Consider the following 17,812-nt stretch of genomic DNA (forward strand, 5'->3'; position numbering starts at 1 on the left):
GGTCGCCGGGGGCTACGGCGGCGTGCCCCACGCCGCGCAGGCGCCCGAGCAGGCGCGCCGCGCGATCCAGCCGATGACCCAGGCCGCGATGCCGCCCGTCACGGTCGAGCCGGTCGCCCCGCCGCCCCCCGTGGCGCCGGTCGTGATCAGCGGAGGGTCGATCGCCAACCCGCAGTCGGGCTCGTCGTCGGTGGCCTACCCGCCGGCGTACGCCCCGGCCCCGCTGGCGGGCGCGGCGCCGTCGACGCCGACCTTCCTGCCGCAGCCGCAGCCCGAGCAGCCGAAGCGCGACGTCGAGCAGGAGCGCCGCAAGGCGCGCCGCGAGGCGACCCGCGCCGGCGTGGGCCAGGGCCGCGAGGAGGGCGACCTCGAGCTCGACGAGGTCCTGCTCGAGATGGTCGAGCTCGGCGCGTCCGACCTGCACCTGACGAGCGGCTCCCCGCCCATGGTCCGCCTGCAGGGCTCGCTCAAGCCGCTCGAGGACTTCGACGTCGTCAAGCCCGAGGGCCTGCGCCGGACGCTCTACTCCGTCATGACGCAGCGTCAGCGCGAGACGTTCGAGGCCAACCTCGAGCTCGACTTCGCGTACGCCATGCGCGGCAAGGCGCGCTTCCGCGTGAACATCTACCAGCAGCGCGACTCGATCGGCGCGGCGTTCCGCGTGATCCCCTACGAGATCAAGCCGCTCGACGAGCTGGGCGTCCCGCCGGTCGTCTCGACCTTCGCGGGCCTGCCGCGTGGTCTCGTGCTCGTGACGGGTCCGACCGGGTCCGGCAAGTCGACGACCCTGGCGGCCGTGATCGACCTCGCGAACCGCACGCGGGCCGACCACATCATGACCGTCGAGGACCCGATCGAGTTCCTCCACCGGCACAAGAAGGCGATCGTCAACCAGCGCGAGGTCGGCGCGGACACGCTGTCCTTCGCGAATGCCCTCAAGCACGTGCTGCGCCAGGACCCCGACATCATCCTTGTCGGCGAGATGCGCGACCTGGAGACGATCTCCGTCGCGTTGACGGCCGCCGAGACCGGTCACCTCGTCTTCGCCACCCTGCACACGCAGGACGCGGCGCAGACGATCGACCGCGTCATCGACGTCTTCCCGGCCGAGCAGCAGGGCCAGATCCGCACCCAGCTCGCCGCGGCCATCCAGGGCGTCGTCTGCCAGACCCTGTGCAAGAAGGCGAACGGCACGGGGCGCGTCGTGGCCACGGAGGTCATGGTCGCCACCCCCGGCATCCGGAACCTCATCCGCGAGGGCAAGACGCACCAGATCTACTCCGCGATGCAGGCGGGTGCCGACCACGGCATGTACACGATGGACCAGCAGCTGGCCGAGCTCGTCAAGAAGGGCAAGATCACCTACGAGGTCGGGCTCGAGAAGGCGCACCACGTCGAGGACTTCAACAAGCTGGTCGGCCGCACCGCCAAGACGAACCAGGGTGCGAGCGCGCTCTCCGGCGGCGTCGGCGGTGCCCCGGCGTTCGGAGGCGGTTACTGATGGCCATCATGCGGACGTACGAGTACCAGGTCAGCGACCGCAACGGGAAGGTCGTCAAGGGCCGGATCGACGCGCAGAACGAGGCTGCGGTCGCGAACCGCCTGCGCTCGATGGGCGTCGCGCCGATCGCGATCAACGAGGTCGTCACCGGCGGCCTGCAGACCGAGATCAAGATCCCGGGGCTGTCGGACAAGGTCTCGACGAAGGACCTCGCGATCATGTCCCGCCAGATGGCGACCATGATCTCGGCCGGCCTCTCGCTGCTGCGGACGCTCACGATCCTCGCGGACCAGACCGAGTCCAAGCCGCTGCAGAAGGTGCTCGCGCTCACGCGCAACGACGTCGAGCAGGGTGGCGCGCTGTCCGAGTCGCTGGGCCGGCACACGCACGTCTTCCCGCCCCTGATGGTCAACATGATCCGGGCGGGCGAGGTCGGCGGCTTCCTCGAGGAGGCCCTCATCTCGGTGGCGGAGAACTACGAGAAGGAGGTCAAGCTGCGGGCGCAGATCAAGTCCGCGATGACCTACCCCGTCATGGTCTTCTGCATGGCGATCCTCGCCGTGGTCGGCATGCTGCTGTTCATCGTCCCGGTGTTCCAGCAGATGTTCACCGACCTCGGCGGCGAGCTGCCGCTGCCCACGCAGATCCTCGTCATCATGTCGGGCGTCATGAAGTGGCTCGCGCCCGTGCTCGCCGTCGCCGCGATCGTCTTCGGGATCTGGTGGAACCGGCACAAGAACGACCACGCCGTGCGGTCCCGGTGGCAGCCGCTGACCCTGCGCATCCCGATCTTCGGCAACCTGTTCAAGAAGGTCGCGATCGCGCGGTTCACGCGCAACTTCGGGACGATGCTCGGCGCCGGCGTGCCCATCCTCCAGGCGCTGGAGATCGTGGGGGAAACGAGCGGCAACTACGTCATCGAGCTCGCGGTCAAGGACGTCCAGGAGAACGTGCGCACGGGCAAGTCCCTCGCCGCCCCCCTGGCGAACCATGCGGTGTTCCCGCCGATGGTCGTCCAGATGGTCAGCACGGGTGAGGACTCCGGCGCGCTGGAGACCATGCTGAAGAAGATCTCCGAGTTCTACGACGAGGAGGTCGAGGCGACGACCGAGCAGCTCACGTCGCTCATCGAGCCCCTCATGATCGCCGTCCTCGGCGTGATCATCGGCGGCATGATCATCTCCCTCTACATGCCGATCTTCTCCGTGATGGACCTGGTCAGCTGACGTTTCAGCGCTCCGGGTGACCCCGCTGCTGCGAACGGGTGATCCTCCACCAAACCCGGTCGAACGGGCTCAAGGGGAGAGGTCACGGGCCCGATGAACCGGGTGCACGACCGAAAGCCGGCGAGGCCGGCACTGACTTTCGACAACGAAGTGAGGCACTCACATGATTGCTCGCGTGCAGAAGCGCATGCAGGAGCGCGAGGCTGGCGACCAGGGCTTCACCCTGATCGAGCTCCTCGTCGTCATCATCATCATCGGCATCCTCGCCGCCATCGCGATCCCGGCCTTCCTGAACCAGCGCCAGAAGGCGTGGGCCTCGCAGGTCGAGTCCGACCTCAAGAACGCCGCGATCGCCGCCGAGTCGTACGCGGTGGGCAACAACGGCTCGTACGACGGCCTGGACGCCACGGTCTCGACGGACGGCGTCGCGGCCGGCGAGTGGGACGCGAACGGCTTCAACGGCACGGCGGACGTCAGCATCGAGGCGGTCGTCGCGGGCGACGGCAACTCGTACACGCTGACCGGCGAGAACAACAACCTGCCGGGTGAGTCGTGGACCTACACGAGCACCGACGGCAAGATCGAGAAGAACTGACCTCGGTCTGAAGACGCACCCGGTGTGGGGCGCCGCTCGGCGGCGCCCCACACCGGCGTATCCGGAGCCTTCAGCGCCGCTGAGGGCCCACCGCTCCACCCCCGCCGCCCTTCAGCCCGGCACGGAAGGAACGACCGCCGTGAGCGCTCTGCGCGCCCGACTCGATCGGAGCGGCGACGACACCGGCTTCAGCCTCGCCGAGGTGCTCGTCGCGATGATGCTCTTCATGCTCGTCTCGACGGGCCTGATCTACTCGATGCTGAGCGTCCTGCACGCGACGCGCGACTCGCGCGCGCGGATCACCGCGGCCAACCTCGCGGCGGAGGAGATCGACCTCGCCCGCTCGACCGGCGACCTCTTCGCCCTGCTGGACGACTCGTACCCCGTGACGGTGCGCGGCCAGAACTTCACGGTCACCCGCAAGGCCCGCTGGGTGTCGGACCCCGACCAGGACTTCCAGTGCGGCGCGTCGGGCAGCGGCGCCAGCTCCCTGCGCTACAAGCGCGTCAACGTCTCGGTGAGCTGGGAGGGCATGCGCGGCGCGGAGGACCCCGTGCAGCTCGACACCGTCGTGAACCCCGCCGAGCACATCAACGACCCCGACAAGGGCACGATCCTCGTCTCGGTGCTGAAGGCCGACGGCACGGGCGCCGAGGGCGTGACCGTGACCGCCTCGCCGTCCGTGGGCTCAGTCATCTCCCCGACGGACGCGCAGGGTTGCACCTACGTGCTCAAGGTCGCGCCCGGCACCTACACCGTCGGCGTCTCGAAGGCGAACTTCGTGACGGCGGACCAGCAGACCAGCGGCAGCAAGTCGGTGATCGTCACCGCAGGAACGGCCTCGTCGGTCGGCTTCCAGATGGACGGCGCTGGAACCTTCACGGCGCGCCTCGCGCAGGGCACGAGCGGCGCCAAGGTGCCGACGGACCTGCGCACGACGTTCTGGAACACCTACGGCCTCTACCCGTCGACGCCGGCGAGCGGCAGCGGCACCCAGACGCAGACGTTCAAGCTGCACCCCTACACGAGCGGCTACTCGGCGTACGCGGGCGTGTGCGCCGCGGCCGACCCCGCTCAGTGGCCTGAGATGACCTCCGGCGGCTCCACGCTGCGCGGGGTCCCTGTCGACCCTGTCGCCGCTGCGCCGCTCGGCACCGCGACGATCGACGTCCCCATGGGCGTGGTCAAGCTCAAGGGCTTCTCGAGCGGCGGCACCTTCCTCAAGGCCGAGTCGGTGAACGCGAGCGGCGGCGACCCCGGGTGCGCGACCACCACGACGTACGTGTTCGGGTCCGTCCTGCCGACCAGCTCCGGCACCCAGGTGACCGTGGTGCTGCCGTACGGCAGCTGGCGGTTCTACCGCGGCACGTCGGCGACGTCGATGACGACGGCGATCGGATCGTCCGACATCGTGCTCCCGACCACCCTCGTGCCGGAGCGCACCACGAAGTCGACCGTGGGCGGTGCGGCGGTCGTCACCTTCGACCCCCGCGTGGCGGTGACCCCGTGACCGCGCTCTCCGCACGGCTGCGGCGGGACGTCAGCGACCGCCGGGACGAGGGCGTGACCCTGCCCGAGCTGATCGTCACCATGATGATCTTCAGCATCATCACGACGCTGATCATGGGTTTCGTCGTCGTCATGTCGCGCACGTTCTCCCGCGACCGCGAGCAGGCGGACTCCGCCAACGTCGCGTCCGTGGGCATGAACGAGGTGAGCCGCGTCATCCGCTCGGCGACGGAGCTGCGGATCTCGTCGGGCGGGACGACGGCGGAGCCCGTCTTCATCGAGGCCGCTCCGAACACCATGACGCTCTACAGCTACATCGACTCGGGTGTGTCGAGCGTGAAGCCGATCAAGGTGCAGTTCTCGATCGACGCCCAGCGGCGCCTCGTCGAGAAGCGCTGGAACGTGACGAACTCGTCCTCGCCGTGGACGTTCGCCACCGCCGCGTCGTCGACCCGCACGATCGCGCGCTCGATCCCCGTGGGCGCGCCGAACCTCTTCACCTACGTCGACAAGGACAGCGTCACGCTGCCGTTCACCTCGGGCGTGCTCTCGGCCACGAACCGCCAGAACGTGGCGGCCGTCCGAGTGACGCTGACCGTGCAGTCCGACCTGACGTCCCGCGCTGACCCGGTCGAGGTCCGCAGCACGATCGGCATCCCCAACCTCGGCAAGACTCGAGTGAGGCCCTGATGACCTTCATGAACCGGTTGCGCGGCCGCCGCGACGACGACGGCATGGCCCTGATCATGGTGCTGGGCGTGACGACCATGCTGGCGGCGCTCGTCGTCGCCGGGATCGCCTACGCCATGGGCGCGCAGAAGCGGGCCGCCTCCGACCAGCAGTGGAGCGGTGCGCTCGCCGCCGCTTACGCGGGCATCGACGAGTACCAGAGCCGGCTCATGAACGACCTGAGCTACTGGAACTACGGCAACCCCGCGTCGCCGTTCAGCTCCACCAGCACCCTCACCCTGCCCACGGGAGGCGCGGCGAACCCCGCCTTCGGCCTGGGCGCGACCGGGACGTGGGCGACCGTGCCCGGGAGCGGCGGCGACGCGCAGTTCCGCTACGAGGTCGACAACTCGAAGTACCGGACCGCGACCGGGACGCTGCGACTGCGCGCGACCGGACGCGTGGGCGACGAGACCCGCACGATCGTGGCGGACCTCAAGCAGCAGGGCTTCATCGACTTCCTGTACTTCACCGACTTCGAGGTCAGCGACCCGACAGCCAGCAACCCGACCAGCACGCTGGACTGCGCGAAGCACGCCTACGACCCGGGCGGCCGGCCCTCGGGCTGCAACCCGATCTACTTCGGTGGCTACGACACCATCAAGGGCCCGCTGCACAGCAACGACATGATCTCCACCAACGGAGCCGCGAGCTTCCAGGGCCGGGTCACGACCGCCTACAAGGCCACGAGCGGCGCCAACTACAACAAGACGGGTAGCGGCACGCCGACCTTCAAGTACGCCGGCGACCCCACGAACACGGGCTCGATCGGCATGCCGCCGACGAACTCGCAGCTGAAGAAGGAGACGCGCTCGGACCTCCCGGCCGAGGTCCCGCAGACCGGCTGCCTCTACACCGGGCCGACGAAGATCACGTTCTACGACGACGGCACGATGACGGTCGTCTCGCCGTGGACGAAGTTCACCAACACGGGGAACGCAGCGGGCACGGTCGGCACGAACCCGCCGAAGTGCGGCACCCCCGGGTCGGCGGGCCTCGCGGCGACCACGGGCACCGGCACGAGCCGGGTCTACGTGGGCCAACGCATCCCCGTCCCGGCCAACACGGTGATCTACGTCCAGAACGTGCCGACGACGACGACGAACGTGAACTACACCGCGTCGACGACGACGCCGCCGTACCCGACCAGTGGTGCGAACGCCTGCGCGACGAGCGGCAACTCGCTCGGCTTCCCGACCAAGAACTCGTCCGGCACGCTCGAGACGGTGCCCTTCGCTGGTGCCTACGGGTGCCGCAACGGGGATGTGTTCGTCGAGGGCCGGGTCAACGCGTCGGCGACCATCGGCGCGGAGAACTACATCTACGTGACGGGCGACCTCACGTACAAGGACTCCTCGGAGACGAGCGACGACCTGCTGGGGCTCGTCGGCCAGAACGCGGTGTTCGTCTGGAACCCCTTCGTCAGCAGCACGCCGATCCTCACCAAGGAGCGGACGATCCACGCCGCGATCCTGTCGGTGCAGCACACGTTCATGGTCCAGAACTACGACAAGGGCTCGGCCAACCGCGGCACCCTCACCGTGTTCGGAGCGATCGCGCAGAAGTTCCGTGGCCCGGTCGGTACCGGCTCCGGGGCGTCGATCTCGACCGGGTACGGCAAGAACTACACCTACGACCCGCGCTTCCAGTGGACCGCTCCGCCGAAGTTCCTGTCGCCGGTGACGACCACGTACGGCGTGACGGTGTGGGTGGAGACGGCGCCGGCGATGAACCCGGACGGCACCGCGCGCTGATCGCGCGGTCTGGTTGGCTACGCCCGTGATCGTGCTCTACGCGCTCGTCGCCCTGCTCGGGCTCGCCATCGGCTCGTTCCTCAACGTCGTCGTGTGGCGGGTGCCGCAGGGCATGAGCCTCACGCACCCGCCGAGCGCCTGCCCGCGCTGCCAGCACCCGATCCGCGCGCGGGACAACGTGCCCGTCGTGTCCTGGCTGCTGCTGCGCGGTCGGTGCCGGGACTGCGGCGAGCCGATCTCGGCCCGCTACCCGCTCGTCGAGCTGGTGACCGGCGTGCTGTTTGTGCTGACCGCGGTGTGGACCGGCCTGGAGCCGCCGGGGGTGTGGGCACTGCCCGCGTACCTGTACCTCGTCTCGATCGGCGTCGCGCTGACCCTCATCGACCTCGACGTGCACCGGCTCCCGAACGCCATCGTCCTGCCCGCGTGGGTGGTCGCCCCGGCCCTGCTGGCCGTCGCCGCGGCGGGCACGGGGGAGTGGGACCGCCTCGTGCGCGCGCTGCTGGGCGGTGTCGTCCTCTTCCTGTTCTACGGCTTCGTCCACTACGGCTCGAGGCTCGTGTACGGCCGCTCGGGCGGCATCGGCCTCGGGGACGTCAAGCTCGCGTTCGTCCTCGGCACCTACCTCGGGTGGTCCGGATGGGGCGCCCTGGCCGTCGGCGCGTTCGCGGCGTTCCTCGTCGGGACGGTGTTCTGGGTGGTCCTGCTCGCCGCGGGGAAGGCCGGCCGCAAGACCCAGATCCCCTTCGGTCCGTGGATGATCATCGGCGCGGGGATCGGGATCGTGTGGGGGCAGCAGGCCTGGGACGCGTGGACGGGCCTCTGGCTCTGATTCGTACCGGTTCAACCCTCAAGCCGGGGACATCGTGCGCCGATGGTGCAATCAGCCAGTCCCCAGTCGAAAGGGTGGTTCCACGTGCCCAGGTCAGTGATCGGGCTCGACATCGGGTCCACGCACGTGCGTGCGGCCGAGGTGGAGTTCGCCGGTGGCGGACCCGCCCGCACGCCGTCGCCGCAGGTGGTCCGGTTCGGTGAGGTGCCGCTCCCGCACGGCGCCGTGCGCGACGGCGAGGTCGCGGAGGCGTCCACCGTCGCCACCGCCATCCGGCAGCTGTGGGCGCAGACGAAGTTCAGCCACAAGGACGTCGTCCTCGGCATCGGCAACCAGCGCGTGATCGTGCGCGACCTGCAGCTGCCGTTCATGCCGCCGGCGCAGATCCGCTCGTCGCTGCCGTTCCAGGTGGCCGACATGCTGCCCGTCGCGGTCGAGGACGCGGTGCTCGACTTCGTCGCGACCGGCACCGCGACCGGGGAGACCGGGCCCATGCTCAACGGCCTGCTCGTCGCGGCGACGAAGGACACGGTGCACGCCAACACCGAGGTCGTCGAGGCGGCCGGGCTGCGGCCGATGATGGTCGACCTCGGGGCGTTCGCGCTGACGCGCGTCATGACGCGCGGCGACCTCGCGCAGCGCACCGTCGCCCTCGTCGACATCGGCGCCCGCGTCACGACGGTCGTCATCGCCGCGCAGGGCCAGCCCAAGCTCGTGCGCATGCTGCCCTCGGGCGGCCACGACGTCACCGAGTCGGTGGCCGGCGCGCTGCAGATCCCCCTCGGCGAGGCGGAGAACGCCAAGCGCCACATCGGTGTCGGCTTCGCGCACTCGCCCGAGCTCGCCCCGGCCGTGCAGGCGATCCAGACGGTGACCTCGGCGCTCGTCGAGGCCGTCCGGAACACGTTCGTGTACTACGCGAGCACGACGCCCGCGTCGACGCCGGACATCATCGTGCTCACCGGCGGCGGCTCGCAGCTGCCGGGCCTGGGGCAGTACCTCTCGAGCGCGTGCCGGCTCCCGGTCACGCTCGGCCAGCCCTTCACGGGCATGAAGCTCTCGTCCCACGTGCCCACCGCGGTCGTCGACCACCAGCACGCGCTGGCCGTCCCGCTGGGCCTCGCCTTCGGAGTGGCCGCATGAGCGCCCTGACGACGCGCGGCGCGAAGAAGAGCGCCGGCCCCCTGGTGACCGTCGGGCTGCCGCAGGTCAACCTGCTGCCGCCGAGCATCCGCGCCAAGCGCGCGCTCGGCCGCACGAAGCGCATGCTCGCGTACGCGCTCGTGGGGTTCCTGCTGCTCCTCGGCCTGCTCGGCGCCTACGCCATGATGCACAAGGGCGCCGAGGAGGCCCGGCTCGACGACGCCACGGCTGAGACCACGAGCCTCATGAAGCAGCAGGCGCAGTACGCGGAGGTCCCGCGGGTGCTCGGCCAGGTGGACAAGCTCGAGTCGGTCCTCGCGCAGGGCTTCTCGACCGACGTCGACTGGAACAAGTACCTCGGCGCCCTCGCGGCGGTGCTCCCCGACGACGTGCGCATCACGGAGGTGACGCTCACCGGCGCGACCCCGATGCTCGCGCCCGCCGAGCCGACGGACGCGCTCTCCGCACCGTCGGTCGCCACGCTCACCTTCGCGCTGCGCAGCCCCGACCTCCCGAAGACCGCGGAGTGGATCGACGCCCTCAACGGCGTCTCCGGCTTCCAGGACGCGTGGATGTCCCAGGCCTCGTGGACGCTCGGCGAGGAGGGCGGCGCCTACGAGGTGGGCGGCACGGTCCAGATCAGCGACGTGGCGTACACCGGGCGCTTCTCCGGTCAGTCGGAAGGTGAGTGACATGGGCTCGAAGGCCACGACATGGGTCGGCGGCGCCGTCTTCGTCGCGCTCGTCCTGGCGGTGCTCGCCTGGTTCGTGCAGATCGGCCCCACGCTGGACCAGGCGTCGGTCGCCGCCAAGGCCGCCGACGACGCGGAGGCGCACAACGTCGTCCTCACGCGCCAGCTCACCGAGCTCAAGAAGCAGTCGCTGAAGCTCGACGTGTTCAAGGCGGACCTGCGCGACCTGCAGCGGCAGGTCCCCGCGGACGCCCAGCTGTCGCAGTTCCTGCGCCAGGTGGACGGCTTCGCCGAGGACGCGGACGTGTTCGTCCGGGCCGTCAACGCCTCGCCGGCGACCGCGGTCGTGCCCGCCGAGCTCCCGGAGGCCCCGGCTGACGCGCCTGCGGGCGACGCATCGGAGCCGTCGCCGTCCCCGTCGCCCTCCGCGGAGGGCGCGACGCCGACCGCGCCGAAGTCCACGGACCCCGCCGACGCGCAGATCCCCGGCTTCGTCGCGGTGCCCGTCGACATCACCGTGCACGGGTCGTTCGAGCAGGTGAAGTCGTTCGTCAAGCTCGTCCAGAACGGGCCTCGCCCCTTCCTGCTGATCGGCATGAAGGCCGAGGGTCTGCTGCCGACGACGCAGACCGGCGAGGGCGAGCGCCCGATCAAGGAGGGTGACCTCGAGATGACCGTGAGCGGGTACGTGTACACGTACGTGGACACCACCGCGGCGGACGACGAGGACGAGGCGCCCGAGCCGACGGTGCCTCGCTGGAACGGGAACGGCACGCCGTTCGCCGGCTGACGACGACGTCCCCCCGAGGGCCGGGCTCCTGGTGGGGTCCGGCCCTCGGCACGTCGCGGAGCAGGCACGACGACCGTGGGAGGATGCGGCCATGCTGCGTTGGTTGACCGCCGGTGAGTCGCACGGGCCGGCGCTGGTCGGGGTGCTCGAGGGAGTTCCCGCCGGTGTCGAGGTCCGCACGTCCGACATCCAGGAGGCGCTCGCGCGCCGCCGCCTCGGGTACGGCCGCGGGGCCCGGATGAAGTTCGAGCAGGACGAGGTCCGGCTGCTCGGCGGCGTGCGGCACGGGCTGACGCAGGGCGGACCCGTGGCGATCGAGGTCGGCAACACCGAGTGGCCCAAGTGGGTCGACGTGATGTCCGCCGACCCGGTCGAGGACGCCGAGGTACTGAACCGCGCGCGCAACGCGCCCCTCACGCGGCCGCGTCCCGGGCACGCGGACCTCGTCGGCATGCGCAAGTACGGCTTCGACGACGCACGACCGGTGCTGGAGCGCGCGAGCGCGCGCGAGACGGCCACGCGGGTCGCTCTCGGGACCGTCGCGGCGCGCCTGCTCGAGCAGGCGGCCGGCATCCGGCTCGTCAGCCACGTCGTGGGGATCGGCCCCGTCGCCGTGCCGGCGGGATCCGCCCTGCCGTCGCCCGGCGACGTCGCCGCGCTCGACGCCGACCCCGTCCGCTGCTTCGACGCCGCGTCGAGCGCCGCGATGGTGGCCGAGATCGACGAGTGCCACAAGGACGGCGACACGCTCGGCGGCGTCGTCGAGGTGCTCGCGTACGGCGTCCCCTCGGGCCTCGGCAGCTACGTCCACGCCGACCGCCGGCTCGACGCCCGGCTGGCCGCCGCGCTGATGGGCATCCAGGCCATCAAGGGCGTCGAGGTCGGCGACGGCTTCCTCACCGCGACGCGCCGGGGGTCGCAGGCCCACGACGAGATCGAGCGGGACGCCGACGGCCGCATCGTGCGCCGCAGCAACCGCGCGGGCGGCCTCGAGGGCGGGATGACGAACGGCGAGATCCTGCGCGTGCGCGCGGCGATGAAGCCGATCTCGACCGTCCCGCGGGCGCTCGCGACGATCGACACCTCGACGGGCGAGGCCGCCAAGGCGCAGCACCAGCGTTCCGACGTGTGCGCCGTCCCGCCGGCCGCGGTCGTGGCCGAGGCCATGGTCGCGCTCGTGCTCGCGGACGCGCTGCTCGAGAAGACCGGGGGAGACTCGGTCGCCGAGGTGAGCCGCAACCTCGCGTCCTACGTCGCTGCGGTGCCCGAGCTGCTGCGCTGAGGCTCCGGGAACGGTCAGGCCCGGTGAGCGTGACGCTCACCGGGCCCGACCGTTCGTACGGCGCGGCTACCGCACGGTGACGTACACCCGCGAGGAGACGGCACTCTTGCCGACCGCGTTCTCCGCGTACAGGCGGAAGTAGTACTTCTTCTTCGAGGTGGCACCGGTCCACGTGTAGCTCGTGGTCGTGCCCGAGACCGTCTTGAGCGTCTTCCAGGTGGTCCCGTTGGTGGAGTACTGCAGGACGTACCGCGTGAGCGGCGCACCGTTGTCGGCAGCCTTCGTCCACGTGAGCTTCGCGTACCGCGCCTTCGGCGAGGTCGCCTTGACGTTCGTCGGCGCCTTCGGCTTGCCCGCGGGGACGGCCCGCAGCACGGGGGAGTACGCCCCGAGGCCCACCGACGTCTTCGCGGCGACCCGGATGTCGTACTTGGTGCCGTTCGTCAGGGACGTCAGCGTCGCCGACCGGGCCGAGGCGGTGGTCGTCGACTTCGTGGCCCAGGCGGACCACGTCTTCGACGTCGCCGAGTACGAGCGGACCTCGACCACGAAGGCCGTGATGCTCGCCGAGCCGCTGCTCGTGGGCGCGCCCCACTTCACGATCGCGCTCCGGTCACCACGGGTGACCGTCGCGGACGTGGGAGCCGAGGCCGGCGTGAGCGTCCGGACCGAGTACGTCGCCGCCGGGCCGGTGCCGATCGCGTTGCGCGCGCTCACCCGCAGGTTGTAGGTGGATCCGCTCTTGAGCGAGCCCAGCGTGGCCGTCGTCGTGCTGCTCGTCGTCGAGGACCACGTGGTCGCTCCGTCGAGCTGGTACTGCACGAGGTACGACGTGACCGACGAGCCGCCGTTGGTGGACGGTGCCAGCCACTTCACGACGAGCCCCGACGCCGACGGCGTCGCCGTCAGCGTGCGGACGACGCCCGGTACACCCGCCGTGGTGACCGTCTTGCTGGCCGACCAGGCGCTGCGGCCGTCCGAGTTCGACGCCTGGAGCTGGAGCTCGTAGGTGGTCGCGGTCGCGAGGTTTCCGACCGTCGCGGCCAGAGCGTCCGGCCCGACCTCCACGACGGTCCACGCCGTCTCCTCGCCCGTGCTCGACATCGCGCGGTAGCGGAGCGTGTAGGACGGGTTCTCCGCCGACCCACGGGTCGCGACGGTCGGCGCCGCCCAGTCCACCGCGACGGTGTCACCGGACGTGGTGGCCGTCTTGATCGCCGGCGCGACCGGCGGTGTGGTCACCGTGAACGCCCGTGGTGCGCTGGTGCCCAGCACGACGGTCTTCGTGCCGCCGACCGCGGTCACCGTCCAGTAGTAGGCGGTGCCGTACGCGAGCGTCGTGGCCGACGTGGGCACGTAGGCGGTCGCCGAGGTCTCGACCGGCGTCGCCGAGGCGGTGCCCGCGGCGGACGTCGCGATCCGCACCAGGTACCGCGAGGCACCCGGCACGGCGTCCCAGTCGAGCGTGCGGTCGCTCGTGGGCAGCACGGCGCCGGGGGCCGTGACGACCGTCGGGACCCCCGGCGCGACCGTGAACGTCTGCGTGGCCGTCCAGGTCGAGCCGTACTTCTTCGAGTCCAGCGACTGGACCGCCCACTCGTACTGGCCCGGGGCGACGTCCGGGACCGCGACAGCCGTCTCGCTGAGCGTCCCCGACGCCGGGAGCGACTTCCACGTCGAGGCGCCGACGGGTCGGTACTGCACCTTGTAGGACGCCGCAGCGGCGGTGTTGCGCCAGCGGAGCACGACGCCCGACGCGGACGTCACCGCGGAGGGTGCGGACGGCGCCGGCGCCGTGACCTCGAAAGGCTGGCTGGGCGACGTCTTGCCGGGGTTGCCGAGCGCGTCGAGCGGCGCGACCGTGAACCGGTACGAGCCGATGGGCAGCGGGTCCTGGGTGGACGTCTCCTTCGCGACGTACCAGGGGTACTCGACCTTGCGGCTGCCGCGGACGTTGTCCGAGCTGTCGTAGATCGTCACCTGGTAGCCGCGCGAGCCGCCGTCGAACGGTGCGGTCTGCGCCTGGGGCAGCCACGACAGGACGACGGACCCGTCCGGCGCGACCGTCGCCGGCTGGTCGGTGAGGGCCGTCGGCGTGCTGGACTTCTCCCAGCTCTGCGGCGCCGACCAGACCGACCCCGCGGGTGTCGTGAAGGTCGACCACGAGGTGTTGGCGACGGTGCCCTGCACCCGCCAGTAGTAGGAGCCCGACGTCGTGTCGTCGAAGACGCCGTTGATGCGCAGTGCCGTCGAGGGCGTGAACCACGTGCCGACGTGGTTGGTGAGCCCGGCGTCCCGGTACACCTCGACGATGTAGGCGTTGACGCCGGCGACCGGGGCCCACGTGAACAGAGGCGCCGGCTGGCCCTGGTGCGCGGACCGCTCCTCGGCCCACGCGGCGGCGTCGGGCACCGCCGTCTCCGCGCCGGTCGGCGCCGAGCCGACGACGTCGAAGTAGCGGCGGCGGCTGGCGTCGTTGTCCTCCATGTCGGACCACTGCGAGACGAGCGCGCCCGACGGCGTCGGGGACTGGATCTTCGTCGTGGCAGAGCCGGAGTAGTCGATCGCTCGCACCCGCCACTGGTAGGACCGGCCCGCCTGGATGCGCTCGGCGTCGGTGCCCGTCCACAGGCACTCCTTGTCGTCCACGAGCAGGTCCGGGCTCGTGGTGCCCTCACCGAGCTTGGCGATGATCGTGGCCGAGGTGCTGGCGGTCCGGCAGGTCAGGCGCGGGTCGCCGTTGAGGGGGATCACCTCGACCTCGTACAGCGTCGCCCGGGGCACGGGCTGCCAGGTGAGCACGAGGTCCTGCAGCGTCACCTGCGTCGGGGCCGCGGCGTCGGAGGTGCCGAACGACGGCGCGGGGTAGGCCTTGGCGAAGGAGTCGCTGGCGCCGGAGTCAGGCACCTGCAGACCCCAGTCCTTGGTGACCACGCTGATCACCGAGGGCTTGCCCGGGTTCCCGGCCGCGTCGAAGGCGGTGACCTGCCAGTAGTAGACGGCGTCCGGCATGGCGTCGAGAGGCACGTACGTGGTGCTGGTCGTCGTCGCGGACGTCCGGACGGACGACGGCAGGACGGTGCCGTTCGCGAGGTCACCGGTCTTCTCCGTGCCGACGACGACCTCGTAGTACGACGCGCCCACGACGGGGGTCCAGGAGAACCTCAGGTCGGAGTAGGTCCGCGTCGGGTCGGTCGGAGAGAGCGGAGTCGGCCGGGAGGCTGCGCTCGGCCAGACCACCGTGAACGAGCTGGCCGCCGACGTCGCTCCGGCCACCGTCGTCGACCCGCTGGCGACGTTGGCGCGCACGCGCCAGTACCAGCGGATGTCGTCGACCCCGGCCTTGCGGGCGAGCGGCGCCGTGAGCGAGTACGAGGTCGACGACGTCGACACCGTCTTGGTCACGTTGGCGTCCGCCGGGAAGTCTGGGTTCGAGGAGTACTCGAGCGTGTACGTCACGGCGCCCGGGACCGCGCCCCAGGAGAACACCGTGGCGTCGGGGTACGTGACGCTGGAGCCGTCGGCGGGGGCGACGGGCGCGGGCGCCGGGGTGGCGTCACGCTCGAGGACAGAGGCCTCCGAGAAGTCGCCGCGCGACGCCGCCGTCACGCCGGACGAGTGCGCGGCGACGTGCCAGTACAGGGTGCGGGCGGCGCTGCTGTCGATCGCGCTCGTGGGGACCCACGACCGCGCGGTCGTGCTCGCCGTGGCGACGATCGCGTCGAACTCGGGGGTGGCCGAGAGCTCGACGGTGTAGCCCGTCGCCCCGTCCACGCGGTCCCAGCGGAAGACGGTGTCGGTGCCCAGCGCGCCGGTCGTCAGTCCCGTGGGCGACTCCGGCCCGGCAGCGGCAGCGCCGGTCGCCGTGAGGCCGCTCACGATCAGCGCGACGCCGACCAGGGTTGACACGGCACTTCGAAGCTTCACGACGCCTCCACTGACGCACGACAGGTCCTCGTCGCATTCGGCGCGGCGAGCAGGTCGCATGAGGGTCCGATGTCGGCCTTCGCCCGAATCACCCGCTCGGCGTACTCGTGGACACCCGCCGGGGGTACCGGAGACGCGGGCTACCCTGCCGTCGTGACGCCTCCCCAGCCCACCGTCGTCCTCGTCGGCCCTCCGGGGTCGGGCAAGTCGACCGTCGCGGCGGCCCTCGCGGAGCGCTGGCAGCTCGCGGCGCGCGACACGGACGCGGACGTCGAGGCGACGAGCGGCCGGACCATCGCCGACATCTTCGTGGAGGACGGCGAGCCGGCGTTCCGCGCGCTCGAGCGGGCCGCGGTCGCGGCGGCGGTGGCCGAGCACGACGGGGTGCTGGCGCTGGGCGGCGGCGCGGTGCTGGACCCGGGCACGCAGGCGCTGCTGGCCGGGTACGCCGAGCAGGGCGGCGTCGTGGTGTTCCTCGACGTCTCGCTCGCGCACGCGGCGCCGCGGGTGGGGCTCAACCAGTCCCGGCCGCTGCTGCTCGGCAACCCGCGTGCGCAGTGGCAGGCCCTCATGGAGGCGCGGCGCCCGGTGTACGAGGCCGTGTCCACCGTGCGGGTGCTCACGGACGGGCTGACGCCCGCACAGGTCGCGGAGCTCGTCGAGGACGCCCTCGCCGAGCGCCGCCGGACGGTTCAGGAGGCGCCGTGACGGGCGAGCATCGGGTCGTGACGGTCGCGGGGGAGCGCCCGTACGACGTGGTCATCGGGCACCGGCTGCTCGGCGAGGTCGCCCCGCTGCTCGGCGACGGCGTGCAGCGCGTCCTCGTCGTGCACCCCGCCGCGCTCGCCACCACGGCCGACGCGATCCTGGAGGACCTGCGGGCGTCGGGGTACGAGGCGTACGGCGCGGAGGTGCCGGACGCCGAGGAGGCGAAGACCGCGCAGGTCGCCGCGTTCCTGTGGGGCGTGCTCGGGCAGGCGGGCTTCACGCGGTCGGACGCGGTGCTCACGGTCGGCGGCGGCGCGACGACGGACCTCGGGGGCTTCGTCGCGGCGACGTGGCTGCGCGGCGTCACGGTCGTGCACGTGCCGACGACGGTGCTCGGCATGGTCGACGCGGCGGTCGGCGGCAAGACCGGCATCAACACCGCGGAGGGCAAGAACCTCGTCGGGTCGTTCCACCCCCCGGCGGGCGTGCTGTGCGACCTGTCGGCGCTGGAGTCGCTGCCGCGCCACGACTTCGTCGCCGGGCTCGCCGAGGTGGTCAAGTGCGGCTTCATCGCCGACCCGCGCATCCTCGACCTCGTCGAGCAGAACGTCGCGCTGCTGCAGGACCCGGTCGCGGCCTCGTCGTCCCCGGTGCTGCTGGAGCTGATCGAGCGGGCGGTCGCGGTCAAGGCGCGCGTCGTCGGCGAGGACCTGCGGGAGGCGGGGCTGCGCGAGATCCTCAACTACGGGCACACCTTCGCCCACGCGATCGAGCACGTCGAGCGCTACCAGTGGCGCCACGGCGCGGCGGTGTCGGTCGGCATGGTGTTCGTCGCCGAGCTGGCGCGGCTCGCCGGCCGGCTCGACGACGAGGTCGTCGACCGGCACCGCGCCGTGCTGACCGCCCTCGGCCTGCCGACGACGTACCGCGGCGACCGCTGGGAGCAGCTGCTCACGGCGATGCGCCGGGACAAGAAGACGCGCGGCGACCTGCTCCGCTTCGTCGTGCTCGAGGGGCTGGCGCGGCCGACGCGGCTCGAGGGGCCCGACCCCACGCTCCTGGTCGCCGCGTACGCCGAGGTCAGCGAGGGCGCGGCGCCGCCGTCGCGGCTCGTCGCGCTCTAG

14 protein-coding genes are annotated in these 17,812 nt (G+C 71.4%); 13 read left to right on the forward strand and 1 reads right to left on the reverse strand.

Going from position 1 to position 17,812, the window contains the following annotated elements; genetic code table 11:
- The 11 genes from HGCM_RS12150 to aroC all read left to right on the forward strand — a co-directional run.
- On the forward strand, window positions 1–1,501 hold a 1,501-nt coding region (locus tag HGCM_RS12150), incomplete at its 5' end, for a type IV pilus twitching motility protein PilT (RefSeq protein ID WP_281286113.1).
- Window positions 1,501–2,727 carry a type II secretion system F family protein gene (locus HGCM_RS12155; RefSeq protein WP_019137106.1) on the forward strand — a complete coding sequence of 409 codons (1,227 nt, stop codon included), beginning with the start codon at window positions 1,501–1,503 and terminating at the stop codon, window positions 2,725–2,727. The genes HGCM_RS12150 and HGCM_RS12155, both read left to right, overlap by 1 nt.
- 175 nt (window positions 2,728–2,902) lie before the next feature.
- On the forward strand, window positions 2,903–3,322 hold the full coding sequence (locus HGCM_RS20545; RefSeq protein ID WP_019137107.1) for a prepilin-type N-terminal cleavage/methylation domain-containing protein: 420 nt from the start codon (window positions 2,903–2,905) through the stop codon (window positions 3,320–3,322).
- Between the two features lie 139 nt (window positions 3,323–3,461).
- Window positions 3,462–4,832 carry a prepilin-type N-terminal cleavage/methylation domain-containing protein gene (locus HGCM_RS19975; RefSeq protein ID WP_019137108.1) on the forward strand — a complete coding sequence of 457 codons (1,371 nt, stop codon included), beginning with the start codon at window positions 3,462–3,464 and terminating at the stop codon, window positions 4,830–4,832.
- A complete protein-coding gene (locus HGCM_RS12170; protein WP_019137109.1) occupies window positions 4,829–5,521 on the forward strand; it encodes a PulJ/GspJ family protein in 693 nt (230 codons plus the stop codon). Before HGCM_RS19975 ends, HGCM_RS12170 begins: the two co-directional genes overlap by 4 nt.
- On the forward strand, window positions 5,521–7,314 hold the full coding sequence (locus HGCM_RS12175; protein WP_019137110.1) for a hypothetical protein: 1,794 nt from the start codon (window positions 5,521–5,523) through the stop codon (window positions 7,312–7,314). Before HGCM_RS12170 ends, HGCM_RS12175 begins: the two co-directional genes overlap by 1 nt.
- 25 nt (window positions 7,315–7,339) lie before the next feature.
- Window positions 7,340–8,146 carry a prepilin peptidase gene (locus HGCM_RS12180; protein WP_019137111.1) on the forward strand — a complete coding sequence of 269 codons (807 nt, stop codon included), beginning with the start codon at window positions 7,340–7,342 and terminating at the stop codon, window positions 8,144–8,146.
- Window positions 8,147–8,230: 84 nt separating this feature from the next.
- Complete coding sequence (pilM, locus tag HGCM_RS12185; RefSeq protein WP_026075447.1) at window positions 8,231–9,289, forward strand: type IV pilus assembly protein PilM; 1,059 nt, start codon at window positions 8,231–8,233, stop codon at window positions 9,287–9,289.
- Window positions 9,286–9,981: a PilN family protein gene (locus HGCM_RS12190; RefSeq protein ID WP_019137113.1), complete on the forward strand. Its 696-nt coding sequence runs from the start codon at window positions 9,286–9,288 to the stop codon at window positions 9,979–9,981. The genes pilM and HGCM_RS12190 overlap by 4 nt, the downstream gene beginning before the upstream one ends.
- Window position 9,982: 1 nt before the next feature.
- The gene (locus HGCM_RS12195) at window positions 9,983–10,771 is read left to right on the forward strand and encodes a hypothetical protein (protein ID WP_019137114.1); all 789 of its coding nucleotides are present in this window, start codon (window positions 9,983–9,985) and stop codon (window positions 10,769–10,771) included.
- Between the two features lie 91 nt (window positions 10,772–10,862).
- Complete coding sequence (gene aroC / locus HGCM_RS12200; protein WP_019137115.1) at window positions 10,863–12,053, forward strand: chorismate synthase; 1,191 nt, start codon at window positions 10,863–10,865, stop codon at window positions 12,051–12,053.
- 66 nt (window positions 12,054–12,119) lie between these two features.
- Here the strand turns inward: aroC and HGCM_RS12205 are convergent, their stop codons facing one another.
- Complete coding sequence (locus HGCM_RS12205) at window positions 12,120–15,962, reverse strand: fibronectin type III domain-containing protein (protein ID WP_020424283.1); 3,843 nt, start codon at window positions 15,960–15,962, stop codon at window positions 12,120–12,122.
- A 171-nt stretch (window positions 15,963–16,133) separates the two neighbouring features.
- On the opposite strand from HGCM_RS12205, the gene HGCM_RS12210 reads away from it, so the two are divergent.
- Window positions 16,134–16,688: a shikimate kinase gene (locus tag HGCM_RS12210; protein ID WP_019137116.1), complete on the forward strand. Its 555-nt coding sequence runs from the start codon at window positions 16,134–16,136 to the stop codon at window positions 16,686–16,688.
- Complete coding sequence (aroB, locus tag HGCM_RS12215) at window positions 16,685–17,812, forward strand: 3-dehydroquinate synthase (RefSeq protein WP_026075448.1); 1,128 nt, start codon at window positions 16,685–16,687, stop codon at window positions 17,810–17,812. Before HGCM_RS12210 ends, aroB begins: the two co-directional genes overlap by 4 nt.

The organism is Cellulomonas massiliensis JC225 (assembly GCF_000312005.1).
Lineage (GTDB): Bacteria > Actinomycetota > Actinomycetes > Actinomycetales > Cellulomonadaceae > Cellulomonas > Cellulomonas massiliensis.

What these genes read in the sequence shown, in the direction of transcription:
- HGCM_RS12155 (WP_019137106.1), top strand. Translation starts at nt 1,501, where the DNA reads ATGGCCATCATGCGGACGTACGAGTACCAGGTCAGCGACCGCAACGGG.
- HGCM_RS12175 (WP_019137110.1), top strand. Translation starts at nt 5,521, where the DNA reads ATGACCTTCATGAACCGGTTGCGCGGCCGCCGCGACGACGACGGCATG.
- HGCM_RS12190 (WP_019137113.1), top strand. Translation starts at nt 9,286, where the DNA reads ATGAGCGCCCTGACGACGCGCGGCGCGAAGAAGAGCGCCGGCCCCCTG.
- HGCM_RS12195 (WP_019137114.1), top strand. Translation starts at nt 9,983, where the DNA reads ATGGGCTCGAAGGCCACGACATGGGTCGGCGGCGCCGTCTTCGTCGCG.
- aroC (WP_019137115.1), top strand. Translation starts at nt 10,863, where the DNA reads ATGCTGCGTTGGTTGACCGCCGGTGAGTCGCACGGGCCGGCGCTGGTC.